The 20,002-nt window shown below is 66.7% G+C and carries 18 protein-coding genes and 1 pseudogene; 7 read left to right on the forward strand and 12 right to left on the reverse strand.

Going from position 1 to position 20,002, the window contains the following annotated elements; translation table 11 throughout:
* Positions 1–219 precede the first annotated feature (219 nt).
* Entirely contained in the window at positions 220–1,200 is a 981-nt protein-coding gene (locus tag J7I92_RS16740; RefSeq protein WP_214842345.1) for a CapA family protein, read from the forward strand.
* Here the strand turns inward: J7I92_RS16740 and J7I92_RS16745 are convergent.
* Positions 1,197–1,403 carry a hypothetical protein gene (locus J7I92_RS16745; RefSeq protein ID WP_214842347.1) on the reverse strand — a complete coding sequence of 69 codons (207 nt, stop codon included), beginning with the start codon at positions 1,401–1,403 and terminating at the stop codon, positions 1,197–1,199. The two genes, J7I92_RS16740 and J7I92_RS16745, sit on opposite strands and share 4 nt — an antisense overlap.
* 234 nt (positions 1,404–1,637) lie before the next feature.
* Complete coding sequence (locus J7I92_RS16750) at positions 1,638–3,698, reverse strand: S8 family serine peptidase (protein WP_214842349.1); 2,061 nt, start codon at positions 3,696–3,698, stop codon at positions 1,638–1,640.
* Between the two features lie 456 nt (positions 3,699–4,154).
* Here J7I92_RS16750 and J7I92_RS16755 point away from each other — a divergent pair, with 456 nt between their 5' ends.
* Both J7I92_RS16755 and J7I92_RS16760 read left to right on the forward strand, forming a co-directional pair.
* Positions 4,155–4,385, forward strand: a complete 231-nt coding sequence (locus J7I92_RS16755) for a hypothetical protein (RefSeq protein ID WP_214842351.1) — start codon at positions 4,155–4,157, stop codon at positions 4,383–4,385.
* Between the two features lie 130 nt (positions 4,386–4,515).
* Positions 4,516–4,755 carry a hypothetical protein gene (locus tag J7I92_RS16760; RefSeq protein WP_214842353.1) on the forward strand — a complete coding sequence of 80 codons (240 nt, stop codon included), beginning with the start codon at positions 4,516–4,518 and terminating at the stop codon, positions 4,753–4,755.
* Positions 4,756–4,897: 142 nt separating this feature from the next.
* On the opposite strand, the gene J7I92_RS16765 is transcribed toward J7I92_RS16760, so the two are convergent.
* Positions 4,898–5,464 (reverse strand): type 1 glutamine amidotransferase domain-containing protein, encoded by a 567-nt coding sequence (locus tag J7I92_RS16765; protein WP_214842355.1) that lies wholly within the window; start codon positions 5,462–5,464, stop codon positions 4,898–4,900.
* A gap of 372 nt (positions 5,465–5,836) precedes the next feature.
* Between J7I92_RS16765 and J7I92_RS16770 the strand changes: the two genes are divergently transcribed.
* Positions 5,837–6,331: a hypothetical protein gene (locus J7I92_RS16770; protein WP_214842358.1), complete on the forward strand. Its 495-nt coding sequence runs from the start codon at positions 5,837–5,839 to the stop codon at positions 6,329–6,331.
* Between the two features lie 84 nt (positions 6,332–6,415).
* Here the strand turns inward: J7I92_RS16770 and J7I92_RS16775 are convergent, their stop codons facing one another.
* The 5 genes and pseudogenes from J7I92_RS16775 to J7I92_RS16795 all read right to left on the reverse strand — a co-directional run bounded on the left by J7I92_RS16775 (position 6,416) and on the right by J7I92_RS16795 (position 12,973).
* On the reverse strand, positions 6,416–7,072 hold the full coding sequence (locus J7I92_RS16775; protein WP_214842359.1) for a response regulator transcription factor: 657 nt from the start codon (positions 7,070–7,072) through the stop codon (positions 6,416–6,418).
* Between the two features lie 13 nt (positions 7,073–7,085).
* Positions 7,086–8,927: a sensor histidine kinase gene (locus J7I92_RS16780; RefSeq protein WP_251040059.1), complete on the reverse strand. Its 1,842-nt coding sequence runs from the start codon at positions 8,925–8,927 to the stop codon at positions 7,086–7,088.
* Positions 8,928–9,113: 186 nt separating this feature from the next.
* Positions 9,114–10,624 (reverse strand): annotated as a pseudogene (locus tag J7I92_RS16785) (DUF222 domain-containing protein).
* 152 nt (positions 10,625–10,776) lie between these two features.
* On the reverse strand, positions 10,777–11,457 hold the full coding sequence (locus tag J7I92_RS16790; RefSeq protein WP_214842363.1) for a response regulator transcription factor: 681 nt from the start codon (positions 11,455–11,457) through the stop codon (positions 10,777–10,779).
* Complete coding sequence (locus tag J7I92_RS16795; RefSeq protein WP_251040060.1) at positions 11,450–12,973, reverse strand: sensor histidine kinase; 1,524 nt, start codon at positions 12,971–12,973, stop codon at positions 11,450–11,452. The genes J7I92_RS16790 and J7I92_RS16795 overlap by 8 nt, the downstream gene beginning before the upstream one ends.
* A 310-nt stretch (positions 12,974–13,283) precedes the next feature.
* On the opposite strand from J7I92_RS16795, the gene J7I92_RS16800 reads away from it, so the two are divergent.
* Together J7I92_RS16800 and J7I92_RS16805 are read left to right on the forward strand one after the other, a co-directional pair.
* Positions 13,284–13,757: a sensor histidine kinase gene (locus J7I92_RS16800; protein ID WP_214842365.1), complete on the forward strand. Its 474-nt coding sequence runs from the start codon at positions 13,284–13,286 to the stop codon at positions 13,755–13,757.
* 90 nt (positions 13,758–13,847) lie between these two features.
* On the forward strand, positions 13,848–15,224 hold the full coding sequence (locus J7I92_RS16805) for an LssY C-terminal domain-containing protein (RefSeq protein ID WP_214842367.1): 1,377 nt from the start codon (positions 13,848–13,850) through the stop codon (positions 15,222–15,224).
* A gap of 49 nt (positions 15,225–15,273) precedes the next feature.
* Here the strand turns inward: J7I92_RS16805 and J7I92_RS16810 are convergent, their stop codons facing one another.
* The 3 genes from J7I92_RS16810 to J7I92_RS16820 all read right to left on the reverse strand — a co-directional run bounded on the left by J7I92_RS16810 (position 15,274) and on the right by J7I92_RS16820 (position 17,873).
* The gene (locus tag J7I92_RS16810; RefSeq protein WP_214842369.1) at positions 15,274–16,206 is read right to left on the reverse strand and encodes a threonine/serine dehydratase; all 933 of its coding nucleotides are present in this window, start codon (positions 16,204–16,206) and stop codon (positions 15,274–15,276) included.
* A 1-nt stretch (position 16,207) separates the two neighbouring features.
* Positions 16,208–17,005, reverse strand: a complete 798-nt coding sequence (locus J7I92_RS16815; RefSeq protein WP_214842371.1) for an IclR family transcriptional regulator C-terminal domain-containing protein — start codon at positions 17,003–17,005, stop codon at positions 16,208–16,210.
* Between the two features lie 169 nt (positions 17,006–17,174).
* Complete coding sequence (locus J7I92_RS16820) at positions 17,175–17,873, reverse strand: shikimate dehydrogenase (RefSeq protein ID WP_214842373.1); 699 nt, start codon at positions 17,871–17,873, stop codon at positions 17,175–17,177.
* Between the two features lie 161 nt (positions 17,874–18,034).
* On the opposite strand from J7I92_RS16820, the gene J7I92_RS16825 reads away from it, so the two are divergent.
* Complete coding sequence (locus tag J7I92_RS16825) at positions 18,035–19,363, forward strand: MFS transporter (RefSeq protein WP_214842375.1); 1,329 nt, start codon at positions 18,035–18,037, stop codon at positions 19,361–19,363.
* 108 nt (positions 19,364–19,471) lie between these two features.
* Here the strand turns inward: J7I92_RS16825 and J7I92_RS16830 are convergent, their stop codons facing one another.
* Positions 19,472–20,002 carry a hypothetical protein gene (locus J7I92_RS16830; protein WP_214842377.1) on the reverse strand — a complete coding sequence of 177 codons (531 nt, stop codon included), beginning with the start codon at positions 20,000–20,002 and terminating at the stop codon, positions 19,472–19,474.

Here is a 20,002-nt window from a genome sequence, read left to right on the forward strand (position 1 = left end):
CCTGAAAGACAACCACCCACCCGGCGGCGCCACCAGGGCCTCACACTAGGAACCGCAAAGCCTTCATGGACGCCCCAGCCAACTGCGGAGCGGCGCCCAGTAGATCCGTTCAATCAGGAACCACACCGCTGCCGCAAGAAAAGACCGACTGCCCAGAGACCACGAAACCCACTAATTCAGCAGGCTCCTAGGGCATAGCCTGTTCCTAGGAGGCGGAACATGCGGCTGGTGCTGCTGGGAGACGTGATGCTGGGCCGGCTTGTGAACCAGCGGCTCAAGTCGGCCCCGCCGGCCTTCCCCTGGGGCGACACACTTCCGGTGCTGGCACGCGCGGATGTCAGGATCGCCAACCTCGAATGCGTCCTGGCCGACGGCGGCACACCGCAGCCCGGGAAGGTGTTCCATTTCCGCTCGGACCTGAAGAACGTGGCCACCCTGACCGCGGCCGGCATCAACGCCGTATCGCTCGCCAACAACCACGTTCTGGACTACGGCACGCAGGCCTTCCGGAAGACGCTGCCCGCACTGGATAGCCATGGAATCCTGCACGCCGGTGCCGGCCCGGATCTGGACGCCGCCCGCAGGCCCGCCATCAAGCGGGTGGGCCATACCGCCGTCGGGTTCCTTGCCTTCACCGACAACCAGCCGGACTGGGAGGCCGGACCGCGGCGCCCCGGGGTCTACTACGTACCGGCCGATGACGGCGGCGCCGAAGACGAACGGGTCCGGGACCTGCTGGCGCTGGTCCGCCGCACCAAGGCCCGCACGGACCTGCTGGTGGTCTCGGCACACTGGGGCGGCAACTGGGGAGCCGACCCGCCCTCCGGGCACCGGCGCCTGGGCAAGGCCCTGGTCGACGCCGGGGCGGACATCGTGTTCGGGCACTCGGCCCATGTTTTCCGCGGCGTGGAGATCCACCGCGGCCGGCCCATCATCTACAGCGCCGGCGACTTCATCGACGACTACGCCGTGGACGAGGAACGCAACGACCAGTCCTTCATTTTCGGCGTCGAAACCGCCCGCGCCCTGCCTGTCCGGCTGCGGCTCCATCCGACGGTCATCGTGGACTTCCAGGCGCGGCTGGCCGGAAAGAGCGCGCAGGCCATCGCGGCACGGATGCGGCGGCTGTGCGCCCAGCTGGGAACGCAGAGCCAATGGTCGGACGAAGCGAACGTCCTTGTAATACCGGTGGTCAGCTAGTCCCGCTTGTCCCGCTCGCTGAACTCTTCATCGAGGTCGTAGTGCCTGAACTCGGTTTCGGGATTCGGCTCACCCTCGGCCACATATTCGTAATCGAGCTGGCGCTGGATCTGGCTGTCGAGGACCTGGAGATCCTTGTCATCGAGCTCTGAGAGGTCTTCCGGAAAATCCTCTTCAGGGGTGAGATGCAACTTCTCTGACATGTGGTGCCTCTCTACGCCAGGAACTCGGGTGCTGGACTGGCAGCATCCTGGGCCGCTCCAACATTATCCACCGGCAAGGGCTTCCGGAAGACCTGGCCCCGCCGCTCCGCCGTCCCGCCCCGCTAAGCCTGCGAGTTTTTGTCCAGACAACGGGAGCTGGCGGGCCTTTAAGTCGCGTTATCTGGACAAAAACTCGTCAGGCGATGGGGCCGGCGGTGGAGGCGGGGGCGGTTGCTAGGAGAGGCGCCAGACGTAGGCGTAGGGCTGTGCGAACTGCGTGATCCGGAATGCCCTGATCACGATCCTGGCCTCACCGGCCGGCATGCCCGTCCAGACGACCTGTTCCACGTTGTTCTGCCGGTCGAACCCCGAGGACGCGCCCGAGTTTCCGTGCCGCTCGCTGCCATCCGCGGCGATCACGATCAGGTCCAGGTCGTTCTGCAGCAGCGGCCCGGGCGGGTCCGACCACACGAGGGTGATCTTCAGCGTCACGCCGGCGGCGGTGACTTCAGGGCCGGCGTCCTTCGGCAGCTCTCCGGGGATCTCGAGGGTGAAGGATTCCTCCTGGCCCTGTTCCAAGGGCCCGCCTTCGCCCAGGCCTGCATTGCCGGGCGGCCCGGGAAGGACCACGGAGCGGGCCAGGTTCACCCTGCCCCAGCCGGAGTTTCCGTTCGGCGATTCGCCGGCCTCGCTGGGGTTGTACTGACCGGCAAGCGGGTCCGCGCCGTTGATCAACAGGGCTTTCACCAGGGCGGCGCTGGGCTCGGCGAGCCCGTTCTTCACCAGGGTCTCCCGCAGCACGGCAGCGCAGCCGGCAACCAGCGGGCAGGCCATGCTGGTTCCGGAGTCGAAAAAGAACAGCGGGTCCGTGGACGTCCCGAAGGTGTTGCTCATCGAAGCGTTCCTCGACAGCGAGGACAGGATGCTGGTTCCCGGCGCCACGACGTCGGGCTTGATGCGCCCCTCCTTGGTGGGCCCGCGGCTCGAGAAGGCAACCATGCCGTCCGGGTTGTTCGCCTGCTTGTCACGCTTGACGGGATTCGAAGGGAAGTCTCCCGGCCAGTACGTTCCATAGGCCGGCGCGAAGTCCTTGCGCAGGCTCTCGCTCGCGCCGACGGTGATGCAGTTCTTCGCCGCGGACTGGGAGCCAATGGAGTTCGAGTCCACCACGCCGTCGCTGTTGCCGTCCACGCCGTCGTTCCCGGCCGCAAAGCAGATCACCTGGTCCGGGTGGTTCCACACGAATTCGTCGATTTCCCGCGAGCTGGCGTCATACGGGAGGTTGAGTCCGGGCACACCCCAGGAGTTCGTGTGCACGCGGGCGCCGTCGTCGTACGTCTTTTGGAAGAGGTCGTTGAGGTTGACCGGAATGCCGCCCAGGCCGCCGTCCGGGTCGAGGACGCTTTGCAGTATGAGCTCGGCCTCGGGCGCGGTGCCTTCGATATCGCCGCCCATGGTTGCCGAGTTTCCCCGGCCCAGCACGGAGCCCGCTACGTGCGTGCCGTGGCCGTGAGGATCGTCCGCCTTGTCCGGTGCCGTCCGGCCCAGCGCGTAGAGCTTCCGGACCCGTCCGGTGAAGGCCGGGTGCGGGCTGGCGGCGTCACCGGTGTCGAAGCCGGTGTCCGCGACGGCCACCACCTCGCCGTCGCCGCGGTAGGTTGTCCCGTCGAGCTGCACCTGCGCGTTCAGGATTTGGCGGGCCACGTTGTTGAAAAGCTGGCGGTCGCGGACCGGATGGATCTCGCGGATCTCGTCGATTTTGGCGAGTTCAGGAAGTTGGTCCATCGAAGTGGTGATGCGCAGCTTGCCCGGGGTCACGCCCACGGCGTCCCGCTCCACCCGGGCGGCCGCGGCGACCCGGGCGATCAGGTCCGGGCCGGCTTCGAGTCCCGGGTGCAGGAGCAGGTCCACGCGTTGCAGACGGCGGTCCGGATGCGGTTGGTGGTGCGCCAATGACCGGATACTGGCGGCGTCCGCGCTGCGCGGCAGCAGCGGCGGCGGGATCTTGAAGACGCGGGAGTAGACGTCCGCCCAGCGCACGAACGCCAACTCGCGGACCTGGTTCAAGTCCTGCGGCGGATACGCCGCCAAGTAGGTGTTGTCCGAGACATATTCCTGCATGTCGACGTTGATGCCTGCGAGTTCCGCACGCTGTTCCGCGGTCAGCGGGTCGGCGGTTTGGATCAGGATGTGGTCCGATTCCGAGGCGTCCTCGGCAACCAGCCCGGCGTCACGCAGGGCACGGTTCTGTTTGATCGGATCAATGGTGATGCCGTTGATGGTGATTTCAGACATGGAATTTTGCCCCCTGCCGGCCGCCGGAAAAATGCCCGGGCATCCGCCGGCCGGTGCGCTCTAGAAGGAGACCCGGGCCCCCGCAATGCGGCGGCCCCGGAAAGTGAGCGTCAGCATACGCTCGGCACCTCAGCCGGTCAATGACCCGTGGAACGCAGGCTTCTTGCCACAGCCACCTGCATCATGTGACGCAGAGCACACAACGAATTCCACTGAAATGATTGCCTTGCAGACCGACGATCCGCCACACTAAGGGTGGATCCGCAGGAACGCACAGACGTTCCCGATCCTCCCGCCGGACGCATCGCGTCGGCCCGCCCCATCTCAGAATGCCGGGCACACCAACGAATCACTTCAAGCCCTCACCGGCACTTGTTTGCCTACCCACTTTCCTTTCCCAAGACAGCTCTACCCAAAACCACTTTCACACCCCTTCACCGCGAAAGAGAGCACTCAATGATCAAGCACCACTCCGACATCCTGCTGGAAATCGTCGCCCACGACCCCGTAACCATCGAAAACGACCTCAACGGTGCCGTGGACATCGCGCGCCGGTACGCCATGCAGGAGCGACGCCACGGCATCCTGGTCACCCAGACCGGGTTCTCCACCTACACCGTGGCTGTCAGCCGGGAAGTCCCCTTCGGCGAAACGCGGGAACTGCGGCAGTGGGCGGACATGGCGTAGCGACATGCCGCCGCCCCCACCTGTACGCACCCGCACCCCGGCTGTAGCGTGGAGCGGTAAGCCTGCTTAGCACAGGCGGCGAACCACACCAGGCCAAACCGGCCCGATACCGCGAGACCAGGAGCAGTCCATGAGCACCGAACACAACGAGCCGGAAGACATCGTGAACGACGGCGTCGAGGACGAAACAAACCCGGTACCCCGGGACAAGCCGGCAACCCAGGGGTCGGGACGCCACGCCGGACCCGGCCCGGTTGACGCCCGCCCCGGTGAGACTGACGGCACCAAGCCCCCCGGGCCGGCCGAAGAGCAGAACAGCAAATCCGCGGACGACCGTGGCCTTACTACCGAACCCAGCTCGAGCGACTGAAACGCAACCGGAACTACACCGTGGGTAGTGCACCGCGGGTAGTGCACCGCGGGTAGTGCAAAAGGAGAGGGGCCCGACGGCGGCAATTGCCGCCGTCGGGCCCCTCTCGTTTTGTGTCTTCCGAATATTGCGCCTTCCGCCGTCAGGCAGTCTGGCCGGCGTGCTCGCCCTCTTCGATCTCTTCGAGAAGCTTGTCATTGAAGGCCTTGAGGTCCCCGGGATGCCTGCTGGTCACGAAGCCCTGGTCCACCACGACTTCCTGGTCCTGCCAGTCCGCGCCTGCGTTCTTCAGGTCGGTCTGGAGCGTGTGGTACGAGGTCAGCTTGCGGCCGCGGACCACGCCGGCATCGATCAGAAGCCAGGGGCCGTGGCAGATGGACGCCACCGGTTTGTGCTGTTCGAAGAAGCTGCGGGCAAAGGCCTGGGCGTCCTTGTCCACCCGAAGGTGGTCTGCGTTCACCACGCCCCCGGGGATCACCAGCGCGTGGAAGTCGGAGGCGTTGGCCTCGGCCACGGTGATGTCGACGTCGAACTTCTCGCCCTTTTCGGTGCCGTCGTAGCCCTGCAGCTTTCCGGCCTTGGGCGCCACCAAAGTCGGTTCCCCGCCGGCGTCCTTCACGGCGTCCCACGGGCTGGTCAGCTCCACTTGCTCCACGCCGTCAGTCAGCAGGAACGCCACCTTCTTGCCTGAAATATTGTGCGTTGACATATGTCCTCCTCGTTGCCGGAGCGGGGGTGCCGCCACCGTTGGCCGGCCGGCTTATCCCCCGCCGAGAGTTGGTGTCTTACCTGCTTAACCCTATGAACGCCGGAAATAATAAGCAAGCTGATCATGGCCGGCAGTGCAGGCGGCCATGATCACAGTGCTAGCACGGAAGCCAGGGACAGGACCCGGCGCGCACCATTGAGTTACCGGATCAAGGGAGCATCCCTGAACCGGAAACCAAGCCCCTGGGGCACCAGGGCAACCACCCCATCCAGCGGAACGGCTGCTGCCGAAAACCCGGTACAGCCATGCGCGGCCAACGCTGTCCGTCCAGAAATGTTCCGCACCGCAACCGCACCATAGGAGCACGAAACCATGTCCATGACCGCCGGAACAAAAAAGTCCCGCCCCTCCCGCGCCAAGATCGCACTGGTCTCAGCAACGACGCTGGGAATGGCGGCGGGAGGCGTGGCCCTGGCCGCGCCTGCCCAGGCAGCCGCCACCAACTATGCCTGCAGCGTCACCCCGCTGAAGCCCGTGTTTGCCGGCTTCAATTCCTCCGGCACCAAGCTGGTGGACTACCAGATCCAGGTCCGCTGCTACAACGACCGTTCCGTCTACGTCGAGCAGCAGCGTTGGGAAAGCGACGACTGGCCCAACGGCGACGACCATCTCGGCAACTCGAGCTTCAGCCGCACGGTGGGCTACTACAGCGGAATCGTCACCATCCACAACGTCCGCACCCTGACAAACACCGAGATCGGCAACGAGGAGGTTTACCACAAGGTCCGCCACCAGGAAGGGGCCGGCGGGGTCTGGTCGCCGTTCACGGGCTGGACGAGCAGCTCCACGACGTCGATGTCCAACTAACAGCATGTCCAACTAGGGGCCTGTCCTACTAGGGGTAGACGGCCGGGCTCCGGCGGACGGGAAATTCCCGGCCGCCGGAGCCCGTCACTGCCGGCGCAGGTAGGTGAGCACGGCAAGGACCCGCCGGTGGTCCTCGGGTTCCGGCCGCAGGCCGAACTTCAGGAAGATGCTCCGGATGTGCGCCTCCACCGTCCGCTCCCCTAGGAACAGGGTTTTGCCGATGGCCTGGTTGGTCCGGCCTTCGGCCATCAGCTCCAGGACATCCCGCTCCCGGCTGCTCAGCTCCTCCTCCCGCTGGCGGCCGTTGTGGGGCCGGGCCACCATACGGGCCACGAGTTCAGCGTCCACAGCGGTGCCGCCCGCGGCCACCCGGCGCAGCGCATCGATGAAGTCGTCGATGTCGGACACGCGCTCCTTCAGCAGGTAGCCCAGCCCTTTCGCTCCGTTTCCGAAGAGCGACATGGCGTTGTCGGTCTCCACATATTGGGACAGCAGCAGCACACCCGTCTCCGGGTAATCGCGCCGAATCGCTGTGGCGGCCTGGATGCCTTCCGTGGTGAACGTGGGCGGCATGCGGATGTCGACGACGGCGACATCGGGCCGGCGGGCCGGAATGCAGTCCAGCAGCTCAACAGCATCCGCCGCTTCGCAGACGACTGCCAGTCCTTCGGAACTGAGCAGGGCGGCAAGTCCCCGGCGGAGCAGCGCCGAGTCGTCCGCGATGGCGACGCGCAGCGTCATGGCATGTCCAGCGTCATGGCATGTCCTCCGTCGGATCGGCCGAAAACGGCAGGGTTGCGGCCACCGTGGTTCCGTGACCGTCCGGGCTGGTGACCGCAAAGGAGCCGCCCAGGGCGGCGGCCCGGTCGGCGAGTCCCAGCAGGCCGCCGTCGGCCCCGGCGCTCGCCCCGCCGATCCCGTCGTCCGTCACCTGAAGGCTAAGCGCGGTGTCCGTGCCTTTGACGCCGATACGGAGGTTCGTGGCGAGCGCATGCTTCGCCGCATTTGTCACGGCCTCGGCGCAGATGAAATAGGCGGCAAGTTCAACCTGCGGCGGCGGCCGTTGCGGGAGCTCGATGTCCAGTTCGACCGGCAAGGATGAACGTTCCGCAAGCGCAGTGAGGGATCCGCCCAACCCGCGTTCCCGCAACGACGGCGGGTAGACGCCCCTGGCCAGTTCGCGCAGCTCCGCCAGTGCAACTGCAAGCTCGTCGCCGGCCTGCTCCACGAGTTCCTTCATCTCGGCCTGGTTCGCGGCACGCCGCGCCCTGGCCAGGTCCATGGACACGGCAACCAAACGCTGCTGCGCACCGTCGTGGAGGTCCCTTTCAAGCTCACGACGCCGGGCGTCCCCCGCGGTGACGATCCGCTCCCGGGAGCGGCGCACCTCAATCAGCTGGTCCCGGAGCTGCTGCTCCATGTTCTGGTTGTCCAGTGCCAGCGAGGTCGCGCTCCGCACGGCGGCCAGCAGCTGCGGCTGGTCCCGGAGGGCTTCATCGAAAACCAGCGCCCCGACCGGACTGCCGTTGCGTTCCAGCACCATAGCTGCCCGTCCGGAACCGTCCTCCGGAACTGCCCGGGGGACGCCGTCGTCGTCCACGAATCCGGCCAGCGCCGGCGACCAGCGCCACAGGCTAAGCGTGGGATCCCGGACGGATCTGCGCAGGGCGCGGATGAGCCGCTCACTAACCGGCGCCATCCCGATCTCCACCATCAGGTCACTCAGCGCGCCGCGCGCGAACCTGTAGCGCCACAGGCCCAGCAGGACGGCCAAGGGGACGATCGCCGTTGCCGGATACTGCCATAGCAGGGCCTCGTTCGACAGCGATCCCGTCAGCTGGACCACGGCCAGCGTGGCCCAGACTGTGGATGCCGTCTTGATGATCACGGCCAGCCAGAGCGGCAGGAACGCGGCCCGGTAGGCGGGGGAACCGGACCGCCAGCGGGATACGAGGACGGCCACGATCCCGAGGCCCACGCCCACCTGGACAACGCGGGCGGCGTCTCCGATGGCGTTGGTCAGCTCCGGGCTGTCCCACAGCAGCAGCAGGTTGCGGGACGTGGACTGGCCAGCCGTGATGTGCAGCCGCGGGTCGAAGAAAGCCCAGCTGGCGATCGCGATGACCAGCCAGGCAGCGAAGAAGAACACCACGGCCCGCCGTTCAGCGCGGGAACGCAGGACCCCCGAGGGAAAGCACAGGGCCAGCTGAAGCAGTGGCGGCTGGTACATCAGCGTGAGGGTCACGCCTGCGGTAAAGAGGAACGGGTCGCTGGACCTTCGGATCCCCGACGCCAGCCATAGCAGTCCGGCGATCACGAGGAGCAGCCCGGGATTCCGGTTGGGACGGGTCTGCCACGCCGTCACGCCCGCCAGGACGAAGGCCAGCCCCACGGCACTGAACAGCGACAGTTCAAAGACGGAGAAGGGTGCCCTGTCCGGGTTCTCGCCCCACCGGATGACTCCCTGGGCGTTGAGGATCCCGAGCGTCCGGGCCGGATCCTGGAGGGCCGCCGGCTGCCAATCAATGGACATCAGCACCAGGGCCAGGACGCCCACGGTGGCAGCCACTACCAGAATCAGTTGCTTAGGCGTCATGGTGCTTCCCTCCGCCAAGCTTAAGAATCCCACGTGGCCGGGCCCCCGGCCATAGTGAAGGCACAGCGGTGTGCCGCACAACAGGGACCTTCCACGACTACCATCCACGACGACGATCCAGGAGGCTGACCGTCACTAAGAGTGGCGGAGGTTTGAGTGACGGAGGCCATTGGGGCAAGGGTAATCCTAGGCTGCCGTGAAAAGTGCCCAGTCAGGGAAGGGATCCACAGGTAGTGACGGGCCGGATTCTCCGGGTCCGGCGGGCTCGCCGGGATCTGCCAGCAAGTTGGCGCCGGCCAACCAGTCGGGCGGTTCGGAGTCATGGTCTTCGGCCCGATGGTCGGTCAACTCTGGCCAGTGTGGTGGTTCCCAGTCCTGTTGTTCGCTGGGGTAGGACCGTCCGGTGGGTGAGATCCAGCCGGGCGGCTCGTCCCGCGTTGCGTTGACGGGGGTCCAGGTTGTGGTGTGTTTCAGTCGGTGGTGCCTGCGGCAGGGCTGGCCGAGGTTGCTGATCCCGGTAGTTCCGCCGTCTGCCCAGGCGAGGAGGTGGTCCGCGTCGTTGTCCAGGGAGGGGTTGTTGCAGCCGGGAAAAGGGCAGCGTCCGTCGCGGAGCCGGAGCCACTGCCGCAAGGCCGTCGGGATCCGGTAGGTGCTGCGGCAGATTTCCAAGGGTGCCCCGTCACGCGGGTCGGTCAGGACCCGCCGGAACGAGGCGGCGCCGTCCGCGACCAGGCGGCGGGCCATGGACGGCGGGATCGGCCCGTACCCGTCCAGCATGGCCGGTTCCCCGGTCAGGCCGAGCAGCGAAAAGACCGGGACGGTGACCAGGACCTGCGCGGTCGGGGACGGGGTTCCCTCCATCACACCGCCCAGCAGCCACTCAGAAGCAACATCGACCCGGAGCTGCGTCAGGGTGCGGGCTTCTGCGGGGCCCTGCAGGGCACGGGCGGCGGTGGTGGCCCGGTCCCAGATCCCCGCCGCGGTATCGGCGGGCAGGTACGCCGAAAGCCACGCCATCCCGTCCCGGTCCGGAACATACTCCAGCCGCCGGTCCGCGGCGCTCTTGGTATGGCGGGTCTCGATGCTGACCGGGTGGTGCCGCTCCCGCCAGGCCCGTAACTTGGCCCGGAACCGGCCAGGCACCAGTTCCCCGGCCGGGCAACCCCGCGCCGGGTTCACCGCGTCCGGGTCCAGGAAATGCGCTTCCAACGCCGCCGCGGCGGCCGGTTCCAGGTTCGCTGTTTCATCACACAGGATCCGTGCGTGCTGCCAGGAAATGGTCCCGGCCTGCAACGCGGCCAGCGTCAACGGCAGCCCGGCGGTCAGGGTGCGGGCCTCGCACAGCAAGGCACCGGCACTGCGTTCACTGACCGTCAGGACACACGCGACCTCGGCGGTCACCGCCATCTCCTGCGCGGTGTGCTCCTGCGGGGACTTTGCCGGTGCCGCCAAGGCCTCCGCAGCGGCGGCGTAGCCGACGGCCAGGTGCACCTTCAGCGCGGCCAGCCGGGCCTCCGCCCTGCCCACCTCGGCCAGACCGTCCAGGAACGCATCCGCCTGATCCCGCAACGGATCACCACCCACCGGATCCGCGCCCGCCGGGCCACCTCACCGGCCGCGCCGCGGACACAAACAGCCAACGCAGCAACGGAGGACTCAATGCCCTCCAACGCCACCACAGCTGCTCTGCTTTCCATACCCACAGCATCCCAGCAGGCACCGACATTTTTGCTTGAAACCGGATTGCCGGGAACTGGAATAATGGCGGCCGGCTTTTATCGCGGCATTGCTCCGGCACCAGCAGTGAAAACCGGCACTGACCAGAACACCGCCCACAAGGAGCCACGCTCTACCCCAGAAGCCGCCGTTCGTGGGCGAAAGCCACCAGCTGGAGCCTGGTCCGGAGCTCCAGCTTGTCCAGCACACTGCGCAGGTGCGTCTTGATGGTGGCTTCGGAAACGAACAGGCTCTCAGCCATCTCGGCGTTCGCCAGCCCCTTGGCGGCGAGCAGGAATACGTCGCGTTCGCGCGCCGACAGCACCTCGAGGACTGAGAGATCCGGCCCAGCGGACGGGAGAGTGCGTGCTGCATGTTGGAAAAGCTCGTGGACCGAGCCGGGCGCAATCACCGAGTAGCCCGAATAGACAGTGCGGATCGCTGCCAAAAGGAACTCCGGCTCCGCGCTCTTGAGCAGGTACCCGCTGGCACCGGCCTGGACGGCTTCCACCACCGCCTGATCCCGGTTGAACGTGGTCAATGCGATGATCTTCGGCCGGGTTCCGCTGCCGGGCTCCTGCTCCTGCAGAATGCGGCGGGTGGCACTGACGCCGTCGAGCACGGGCATCCGCAGGTCCATCAGCATCACGTCCGGGTTCCGTTCGCCCGCGAGCGCCACTGCCCGCTCGCCGTCGCCGGCTTCTCCGCAGAGCTCCATGTCCGGCTGGCTCTCGATGAGCATTCTGATGCCGGCGCGGAACAGCGGCTGGTCGTCCACTAGGGCAACGGAAATGTGCCCGCCGGCTTCACCCACGGAGCGCCGCTTCCCGTTGGGTGCCTTCCGGAGTTTCTTCCGTATTTGGGCACTCCGAAAGCGCAGCCGCCGATTCCCGGCCAGCCCCCGCTTCCCTCGCACCCGCCGCTTCCCCGCCGGAGGACGCTTCGGTAATGGCGACTAATTCGCCGTCGACGGTTCCTGCCGGTTCGGCCGTCCGGAGACCGTAAGGAACAAAGGCCGTGACCCGGAACTGCTCGCCGTCAGGGCCGGCGGTCACCCAGCCCCCGGCCAGGTGCGCCCGCTCACGCATACCCGGTATGCCCCGCCCAACACGCTCGACGCCGGCAGTACGGCCACCAGCGCCGGCACCGGCAGCGTCTTCGGCGCCGGAACCACCGATGTCGGAACCGCCGAGGGCTGACCTTGTGCCGGCGACGCCCGCGCCTGTCATTTCGTCGTCGGGCACCGCCGAAGCAACATGAGCCGAAGCAACATGAAGGGTCAGCCCGGGCCCGCTCCAGTCAAAATGCAACCGCACTGCAGTGCCCCGTCCGCCGTGCTTAAGGGCATTCGTGAGGCATTCCTGGACGATCCGGAACACCGCCAGCTGCTGGCCGGCGGTGAGCTCCACGGGAGCGCCGGAATCGCTGCGGCGAATCTCGAGGCTGCCCTGCCGCATCCTTTCCACCAGCGGTCCAACATCACTGAGGCGGGGCTGGGGCGCCACCATGCCGTCGTCCCGGACGCCTTCGATGACCCGCTGCGCATCCACAAGCGCGCCGCGGGCGGAACTCGCGATGTTCTCCAAGGCGTTAAGGACTGCCTTGGGCTGGTCGGAACTCAGGTAGCGGGTGCCGTCCGCCTGCGCCGCGATGACCGCCAGGGAGTGCGCCAGGACATCATGGAGGTCCCGGGCGATGCGGGTCCGCTCCTGTTCGACAATGAGGTCGATCTCCGCTTCCTTCAGGCCAGCCTGGGCAATGTTCCGGGCTTGGAAAAGGCTGCCGCGTTCCTGGTACAGCTTCAGCGCAAGTCCGACGGCGGAGCAACCTGCAGCGATGAGCGTCAGGATGGAGAAGAGCTGCCAGCCGTAGACGCTGAGAGCCAGGCGGTCGCCCCCGTACAGCGGATGGAACCAGCCCACCCCGTAGCTGTACCGCCAGGAAATCATCAGGAAGGTCATGGCCGCTATGAAGACCACGTTTGCCGAAACGGCTGCCAGGATTGTCCCCCTGCCGGCCGTCCACAGGATGAAGCCCAACGAAATGGACGAGCCGATATAGATGGCCCAGTGATTGGGATGCATGGCGGGAATGAGATACAGGAACTGGCCGGTCAGCAGGAGGGCGGTAAGGGCGAGCGAGACGAACGGTGCGCGCACTGACACTGCAATCGCCGCGGTCATTAAGACCAGCGGCAACGTGCCCGGCCAGAGGTTGAGGCCTGGCCACGGACCCATCCTTCCTGCTTCGCCAACGCACCACAGCGCGAAGAAGAGAACGGCCGCCACGGGGGCGCCCCAATGCCGCATGACTTTCAGAAGTGGTTCCATGCCTGTCACCCTATCCACGCGCGGCGGCCCGGCTGCGCCGATGACGGCCATTTCCTGCCGAGCTCAACCTGAAAGCCAGCAGATTCATCCTTTGGGCCAGCACGCACGGACGCTGTCAGCCGGTAAACGGGCCGCCTTGCGCAGTGCACGGACGCTCGCGCAACACCCGACGCGGAGCTTGAGCGAATATTGCGCAAACCTCGCGGCGTAGCTGATGATGCCGGTCCACTCTTGAGTCATAACCATCCAGACGGGAACCCAGCACCCGTAAGAAGGAAGAACCACACGCTGCAAGGAAGCAGGACTGGCCATGAAAAAGGCTTCAGCTGTCAATAAAGTCACCGCGATTAACGGCGTAATCACAGATCAGAGTCCTGTGGATTTTCACGCCTTGGGGCTCGCCGGCTGCATCGACCGGCTCGCTTCCCCGCTCCGCGACCAGGGCACATGTGTCCGCTGGGAAACCCCGCACCACGGCATCGAGATACCTGCCAACAGTGCCGGCCTGCTCTACCACGCGGCCCAGGAAGCGCTGAGCAACGCGTTCAAATATGCCGGTGCAACCGAGCTGACCGTACGCCTCGCGGCCGTGCATCACGGCATCCGGCTGACGGTCGCGGATAACGGAGCCGGCTTCGACCGCACGGACCACAGCGGCAACCGGCCGCAGGGCTTCGGCCTGCTGCTGATGTCCATTGCGGTGGAGGATGCCGGCGGGAATATCAGCGTTGATTCCACGCCCGGCAAAGGCACCTGTGTCACCGTCACTCTTCCGCTCGACTGACCACACGATTCTCTGGGGGGATCACCATGCATATCAACCGCGGCCACTGCGCCCACGGAACCGAGTACCGGCTCCAGTATCATTTTGCCCATGACCAGGCCGGCGGTGAGGGTGCCCGTCACGGATGTTGCGCGCGCCGCGCTGGATACCGCCTGGGACCGGATCTTCTTTCTGGTCGGTGGTGTCGCCGCCGTCTGGTTGACCTATCTTCTCGTTGAGCTCAGCTTCCAGTGGGGCTGGGGCCAGATCTGGTTCACCTTCATCTTCTGGGCCCTTCTCGCCTACCTGGTCCTGCCCCGGCTCCATTCGATCCTGACCCGCATCTACGTTCCCGACTATTTCATCGGGCGGGCCCGCACCAGCGACGGGCTGCTGGGCGATCCCGTGAACGTCGCACTGCTCGGCACCGAAGCCCAGCTGCACCAGGCGATGCGCCGCGCGGGCTGGACCATCGCCGACGACGTCACTCTGGCCAGCAGCTGGAGAATCATCACCTCCACGCTCTTCCGCCGCAGTTATCTCGAGGCACCGGTCAGCCCGCTGTTCCTGTTCGGCAGGCAGCAGGACTTTGCCTACCAGCAGGAATTGGCCGGCAGCCCCGGCCAGCGCCACCACGTCCGCTTCTGGCACTGCCCTTCCGGGTGGCTGCTGCCCGGCGGCCTGGCCGTGGACTGGCTGGCCGCCGGAACGTACGACCGCAGCGTCGGCTTCTCCCTGTTTACGCTGCAGATCACCCACAAGATCGACGAGCGAACGGACGACGAGCGGGACCACATCGTCAAGACCATTTCCGACGCCGAGCCCGCCGCCGCCGTCACCGTGGTCCGGGACTTCTCCACCGGCTACCACACCCGCAACGGCGGGGGCGATGAGATCGCCACCGACGGCGACCTCCCGATCGTCGACCTCCGCGCTACGCCGGCACCCGGCGGGCCTGCTCCGCGCCTCCCGAGCGACAGCCGGAACAGGCGCCCGGCGCCCACCATCATCGGCGCCGTGCTGGTGGCCGGACGTGCCGTGGCCGCGGCTGCCGTGGCCATGTCGATCATCCTCTTTCCCGCCGAGCACGCGGCGCCGCTCCTGCAGCCTGGTTCGGGCGCTGGTTCGGGCACGGATTTCGGTCCCGGGCTGACCGTCGACCAGGCGGACCTGGTGCTCTACCTTGGCCTGGCGGCGGTGATCCTCTTTGCCCTCGGGGAGCTGCTGCTGGCCTGGCTCGTGTTCGTGGGCCGGAACTGGGCGAGGACCCTGGCCATGGCGGTGAGCACCGCCGCCATCGGCCTCCAGGTGCTTGATGTGGTCCGCGGCGGTCCGGGCATCACCTTGCAGAGCAACCTCCCCGGCCTCACGATGGACATCCTGCTTATCCTGGCCCTTTCGAGCCAGCGGGCCCGCGTGTATGCACGCCGGGAGCGGAAGGAACCGAAGCGGATCGCGGCCCGCCCCGGCGGGCACGCCGCCATCTGAGGGGAACACGCCGCCATCTGACGGGAAGGCGTTCAAACCGCAGGGATAGTCAGACGGTGGCGGGGTCCGTGTTGGCGCCGCACAGGATCACGGCTACCCGTTCGCCATCCGCGGGGACGTAGGCGTCCGCGGTCAGGGCGGCATAAGCTGCCGCGGCGCCGTGCTCCACCACCATCCGATACTCGGCCCACAGCCGCGAGCGCGCGGCCACAATCTCGTCGTCGGACACCAGCACGCTCAGCACACCGGTCCGGACCGCGACGTCGAAGCCGATCTGTCCGATCCGCCGTGCACCGAGCGAGTCCGCAGCCACCCCGGAGACCGCCACATCCACCGGCTCTCCGGCCTTCAGCGCGGCATGGAGCGTGGGAGCAGCCTCGGGCTCCACGCCCACCACCTTGGCCAGCCCTTCGACGGCTGCCGCGATCCCGGCCATCAGTCCCCCGCCGCCCACGGCCACCAGCACGGTGTCCACGCCGTCCAGCTGTTCCAGGAGTTCCAAACCGACGGTGCCGGCGCCCGCAGCGATCTCCGCCTGGTCATAGGCGTGGCAGTAGACCGCTCCGGATTCGGCCGCAAAGGCGATGGCGGCATCGTAGGCGACGGCATATTCAGCGCCGCGCTGGATGACGGTGGCCCCGGATTCCCGAAGCTTCTTCACTTTCATGGCGGGTGCGGTCTCCGGGACAAAGACGGCGGCCGGCACTCCGGCCTGGGCGGCGGCGTAGGCGTTCGCGAGACCGGCATTGCCGCCGGAGGCCACCACGATTCCCACGTTCTCCTTCAGCTCGCCGCGTTCACGGCAGGCGAGGACGCGGTTGAGCGCACCCCGCGCCTTGAACGTCCCGGTGTGCTGCATGTACTCGCACTTCAGCCACACGTTCCCGGCAAAGCTCCCTGGGTCCGCTGCTGTCACCGGCGTCCGGCGCACCAGTCCGGCAATCCTCGTGGCGGCTTCTTCGACGTCGGTGCGTGTGATCATCTCATCCTCGGACGGCGGTGTTGAGTGGTTTGGCGGGACGGCCAGCGTAATCCAGGCCGATCTGCCGCGCGGCGTCCTGCAGGAGCGGCACCACGGTTTTTTCGATGTCCTCCGCCGGCGCCCGGTGGGTCTGCAGGGAGACATTGACCGCTGCGACTACATTGTTGCCGCGCCCCACCGGCACGGCTACACCGCGGAGGCCTTCCTCCAGTTCCTGCGAGACCATGGACCACCCCTTGTCGCGCGCGTGTTCCACCTCGACCCGGAGCTGTCCAAGGCTTCCGATTGACCGCTCGGTGAACCGTTGAAGCTGGACGGAGTCGAAATACGCTTTCAGTTCGGCGTCGGACAAGGCACCCAGCAGAACCCTCCCCATGGAGGTGGCCCAGGCGGGGAACCTGGTGCCCACGCTGATGGAGACGCTCAGGAGCCGTGGCGATGGAACGCACGCAACGTAGACCACGTCGGTGCCGTCCAGGACGCACAGCGAGGTGGTCTCGTTCAGCTCTGCGGCCAGTGCTTTGAGGTGCGGTTCGGCGATTCTCGGCAGGGTCAGGTTTGTCAGGAACGACTGCCCGATCTCCAGCGAACGGGGAGTCAGTTCGAAATGGGGGCCGTCGGCGCGAAGGTAGCCCAGGTCGGTCAGCGTCAGCAGGAATCTTCGGGCGGATGCCCTGGTCATGTCCGATTTTGCGGCGACCTGGGAGACGGTCAGGCGGGGCTCGTCCGGGGCGAAGGCGCGCAGAACGTCAAAAGCCTTCTCCACCGACTTCACAAAGTACGCGGGCTGCTCCGCCATGAATCCGCTTGCCTCCCTGAAGCTGCTTGTCGTGGCCCCGCACGCGATGGTCCGCAGGGCATTTTCCGATCATATCGGGATAAACCACGACGCCGGCCCGCGGCTGGGAGGGATGGCCTCCTTGCGAAGGCGCACGACGACGGGCCGCGGCTGAGTCCCGGGGTTTCAGTTAGCCGCCCCCAATGGTTGCAGTCGTGTGGCCGGCATAGACGTAGTCGTAGACGAAGGCGTCGGGGGAAAGCTCCGCGTGCCCCCAGGCCGGTTCATCGTCACGTCCCTTGCCGATGGGCGTGGCGTTGACGATCAGGGAAGCACGCGCCGCCTGGTCCCGCGCTTCCGCCCACGTCACCGCGGTTGCCTCCATGCCCAGGCCGGTGGCAAGATCCAGCAGCTGCCGGGTCGCCCGAGCATCCTTATCCGTCACCGTGACCTGGTCTGCCAGCCCCCTAAGAGCCACCAGGGCTGCACGTGCGGCTCCGCCTGCACCGAGCATCAGGACGTGCCGCTGGTGCCGGCCGCCCAGGAGTTCTGCGACGGCGGTGATGTCCGTGTTGTGGGCGCTGAGCTTTCGGTCGTGCCGGACCAGCAGGTTGGACGCTCCACTGAGCCGAACCGGTTCGGTGACGGTGTCGGCTGTCCCGGCCGCCCACTGCTTGTGGGGCATGGTCACGTTCGCGGCCACGACGTCGGCCTGCAGCATCGCGGCGCGCACCCCCGCCATGTTCTGCCCGGCGGGAACGTCCCACGCCTCGTAGGTCCAGCTGCTGCCGAGCTGTTCCAACACAGGGCTCCAGAGCCCGGGGGACATGGCACCGGAAGCCTCCGAGCCGATGAGGAACAGCCGGTATGCGGGCGATTGGTCTTCCATGGTGGCGCCTTTCGATCGGAACGGTGGCGGGGGTAGCCAGGGGGTGTTGTGAGGCACCTCACGGTGCTGTACGCTATTCAATAATCGCATACCGCACAGCTGTTCGGAATGCGCACAAATCCTACACCACTACCGTCTTTCAGTGCGGAAGGACCAGCACCATGACAAACACAGCAACGGGCGCAGGCATCGGAGCGGAGCAGCGCCAGCTCAAGCGGGCCAAGAAGGCAGCCCTCGCTGCGTTCCTCGGCGGCGCGCTGGAGTACTACGACTTCTTCATCTACGCCACGGCGGCATCACTGATCTTTTCCAAGATCTTCTTCCCGGCCGGGGATCCCACCATCGCCCTGCTGGCGTCCTTCGCCACGTTCGGTGTGGCCTACGTGGCGCGGCCCTTCGGCGCCGTGGTGTTCGGCCATCTGGGTGACAAGATCGGCCGCAAGAACACCCTCGTCCTGACCCTGGTGCTGATGGGTTCGGCCACGTTCCTCATCGGCGCTCTGCCCGACTTCAACACGGCCGGCTACTGGGCGCCCGCTTTGCTGGTTCTCCTGCGCCTCATGCAGGGTCTTTCCGCAGGGGCCGAGACGGCAGGCGCCTCGGCGCTGTCCACCGAGGAGGCCCCTGAAGGCCGCCGCGGCTTCTTCGCCAGCTTTGCCATGAGCGGCATCTCCGCCGGCATCGTACTGGCGTCACTGGCCTTCCTCCCGGTGGCGGCCATGAGCGAAGCCGACCGTCTGGCCTGGGGCTGGCGGATCCCGTTCTGGCTCTCGCTGGTGGTGCTGGTGGTCGCCTACCTGGTCCGCCGCTCGCTGGAGGAACCCGAGGTCTTCGAAGAAAAGCACGACCACGGCGAACTGGTGAAGCTCCCCTTCGTCAAGATGTTCAAAACCCACCCGGCGCAGTTCTTCCAGGTGGCGCTGATGTCGTTCGAGACCGTCACCAACACCTTCATGCAGTCGTTCGGCCTGGCCTACGCCGTCTCCGTCGGCGTTCCTGCCTCCACCATGCTGTGGGTGAGCATCCTGGGCAACGTCATCGCCATCGCCACCCAGCCCCTGATGGCCTGGCTCTCCGACAAGTACGGCCGGCGCCCGATCTTCATCTCCGGCGTCCTCGGATCCGGCGCGATGATCTTCGTGTACTTCTCCGTGATTTCCACCGGCAATATCCCCATGATTTTCCTGACCAGCACGCTGATCACCGCCGGCACCTACGCCATGTCCAACGCAATCTACCCGGCGTGGTTCTCCGAGCTGTTCAACGTCAAGGTGCGCTACTCCGGCATGGCCATCGGGCTGCAGATCGGCATCCTGTGCGCCGGCTTCACGCCCCTGCTCGGCACCGCCCTAGTCGGTGCCGAGAAGGCAAACTGGGGCCCCGCTGCGTGGATCGTGGCCGCTTCCTCACTCCTGGCCGTCGCCGGCGCGTTCTGGGCCCGCGAGACCAGCAAGACGCCCCTGCGCCAGCTGGGCAACCCGGTCCGCTGACACATTAAAAGCTGACACATCAAACGGCTGAGCCTGTCGGGACCCGGTGTCCCGACAGGCTCAGTTATTTATAGGGTTCTGGCATTTAGGCTTCGGTCGCCGGATGCCTCAGGCGGTAACAGCTTCAGCGGTGGCACGACGCCGGAGTCGGGCCAGCAGCGTCGCGGCGAGCATCGCCGTCGTAATTTCCAGGACGACGACCGCAAGCATTCCTTCGGCGGACGCAGCCCCTGCCCCTTGCAGCTCAAGCACAGACAGTTCGAGCGCAGGCAGTTCAAGCACAGACAGGACAGGCGTCCCGTGGTGGCCGTGCCCGCCCAAAGCAGCGCCACCCAAACCAGCACCGCCGCGCAGCAGCAGGATGGCGTGCAGCGCCGTCATGACCAATGCGCATGCCATCACCTGCCGCAGGGCCCGTTCCCGGCCGTGCCGCCAGATGTGTACCGCGCAGGGCAGGCAGATGCCCGCCATGGCCAGCATCAGCAGGTTCAGCCACGGCCCGTGGTGGTTGCCGGCGGCGAGCCCGAGGTGCACCAGGCACGAGCCGACCGTCACCGCGGCGACGATCCGGGAGTGGACAACAGGGCGGCGGCGGAAGACGGGGCCGGCAACGCGGCCCCATCCCTGCAATGCTGTCAC

This window comes from Arthrobacter sp. ISL-72 (assembly GCF_018613755.1).
GTDB lineage: Bacteria > Actinomycetota > Actinomycetes > Actinomycetales > Micrococcaceae > Arthrobacter.

Excerpts from the sequence above, each read along its gene's own strand:
- J7I92_RS16740 (WP_214842345.1), top strand. The coding sequence starts at position 220 with ATGCGGCTGGTGCTGCTGGGAGACGTGATGCTGGGCCGGCTTGTGAAC.
- J7I92_RS16745 (WP_214842347.1), bottom strand. The coding sequence starts at position 1,403 with ATGTCAGAGAAGTTGCATCTCACCCCTGAAGAGGATTTTCCGGAAGAC.
- J7I92_RS16750 (WP_214842349.1), bottom strand. The coding sequence starts at position 3,698 with ATGTCTGAAATCACCATCAACGGCATCACCATTGATCCGATCAAACAG.
- J7I92_RS16755 (WP_214842351.1), top strand. The coding sequence starts at position 4,155 with ATGATCAAGCACCACTCCGACATCCTGCTGGAAATCGTCGCCCACGAC.
- J7I92_RS16760 (WP_214842353.1), top strand. The coding sequence starts at position 4,516 with ATGAGCACCGAACACAACGAGCCGGAAGACATCGTGAACGACGGCGTC.
- J7I92_RS16765 (WP_214842355.1), bottom strand. The coding sequence starts at position 5,464 with ATGTCAACGCACAATATTTCAGGCAAGAAGGTGGCGTTCCTGCTGACT.
- J7I92_RS16770 (WP_214842358.1), top strand. The coding sequence starts at position 5,837 with ATGTCCATGACCGCCGGAACAAAAAAGTCCCGCCCCTCCCGCGCCAAG.
- J7I92_RS16775 (WP_214842359.1), bottom strand. The coding sequence starts at position 7,072 with ATGACGCTGCGCGTCGCCATCGCGGACGACTCGGCGCTGCTCCGCCGG.
- J7I92_RS16780 (WP_251040059.1), bottom strand. The coding sequence starts at position 8,927 with ATGACGCCTAAGCAACTGATTCTGGTAGTGGCTGCCACCGTGGGCGTC.
- J7I92_RS16795 (WP_251040060.1), bottom strand. The coding sequence starts at position 12,973 with ATGGAACCACTTCTGAAAGTCATGCGGCATTGGGGCGCCCCCGTGGCG.
- J7I92_RS16800 (WP_214842365.1), top strand. The coding sequence starts at position 13,284 with ATGAAAAAGGCTTCAGCTGTCAATAAAGTCACCGCGATTAACGGCGTA.
- J7I92_RS16805 (WP_214842367.1), top strand. The coding sequence starts at position 13,848 with ATGACCAGGCCGGCGGTGAGGGTGCCCGTCACGGATGTTGCGCGCGCC.
- J7I92_RS16810 (WP_214842369.1), bottom strand. The coding sequence starts at position 16,206 with ATGATCACACGCACCGACGTCGAAGAAGCCGCCACGAGGATTGCCGGA.
- J7I92_RS16815 (WP_214842371.1), bottom strand. The coding sequence starts at position 17,005 with ATGGCGGAGCAGCCCGCGTACTTTGTGAAGTCGGTGGAGAAGGCTTTT.
- J7I92_RS16820 (WP_214842373.1), bottom strand. The coding sequence starts at position 17,873 with ATGGAAGACCAATCGCCCGCATACCGGCTGTTCCTCATCGGCTCGGAG.
- J7I92_RS16825 (WP_214842375.1), top strand. The coding sequence starts at position 18,035 with ATGACAAACACAGCAACGGGCGCAGGCATCGGAGCGGAGCAGCGCCAG.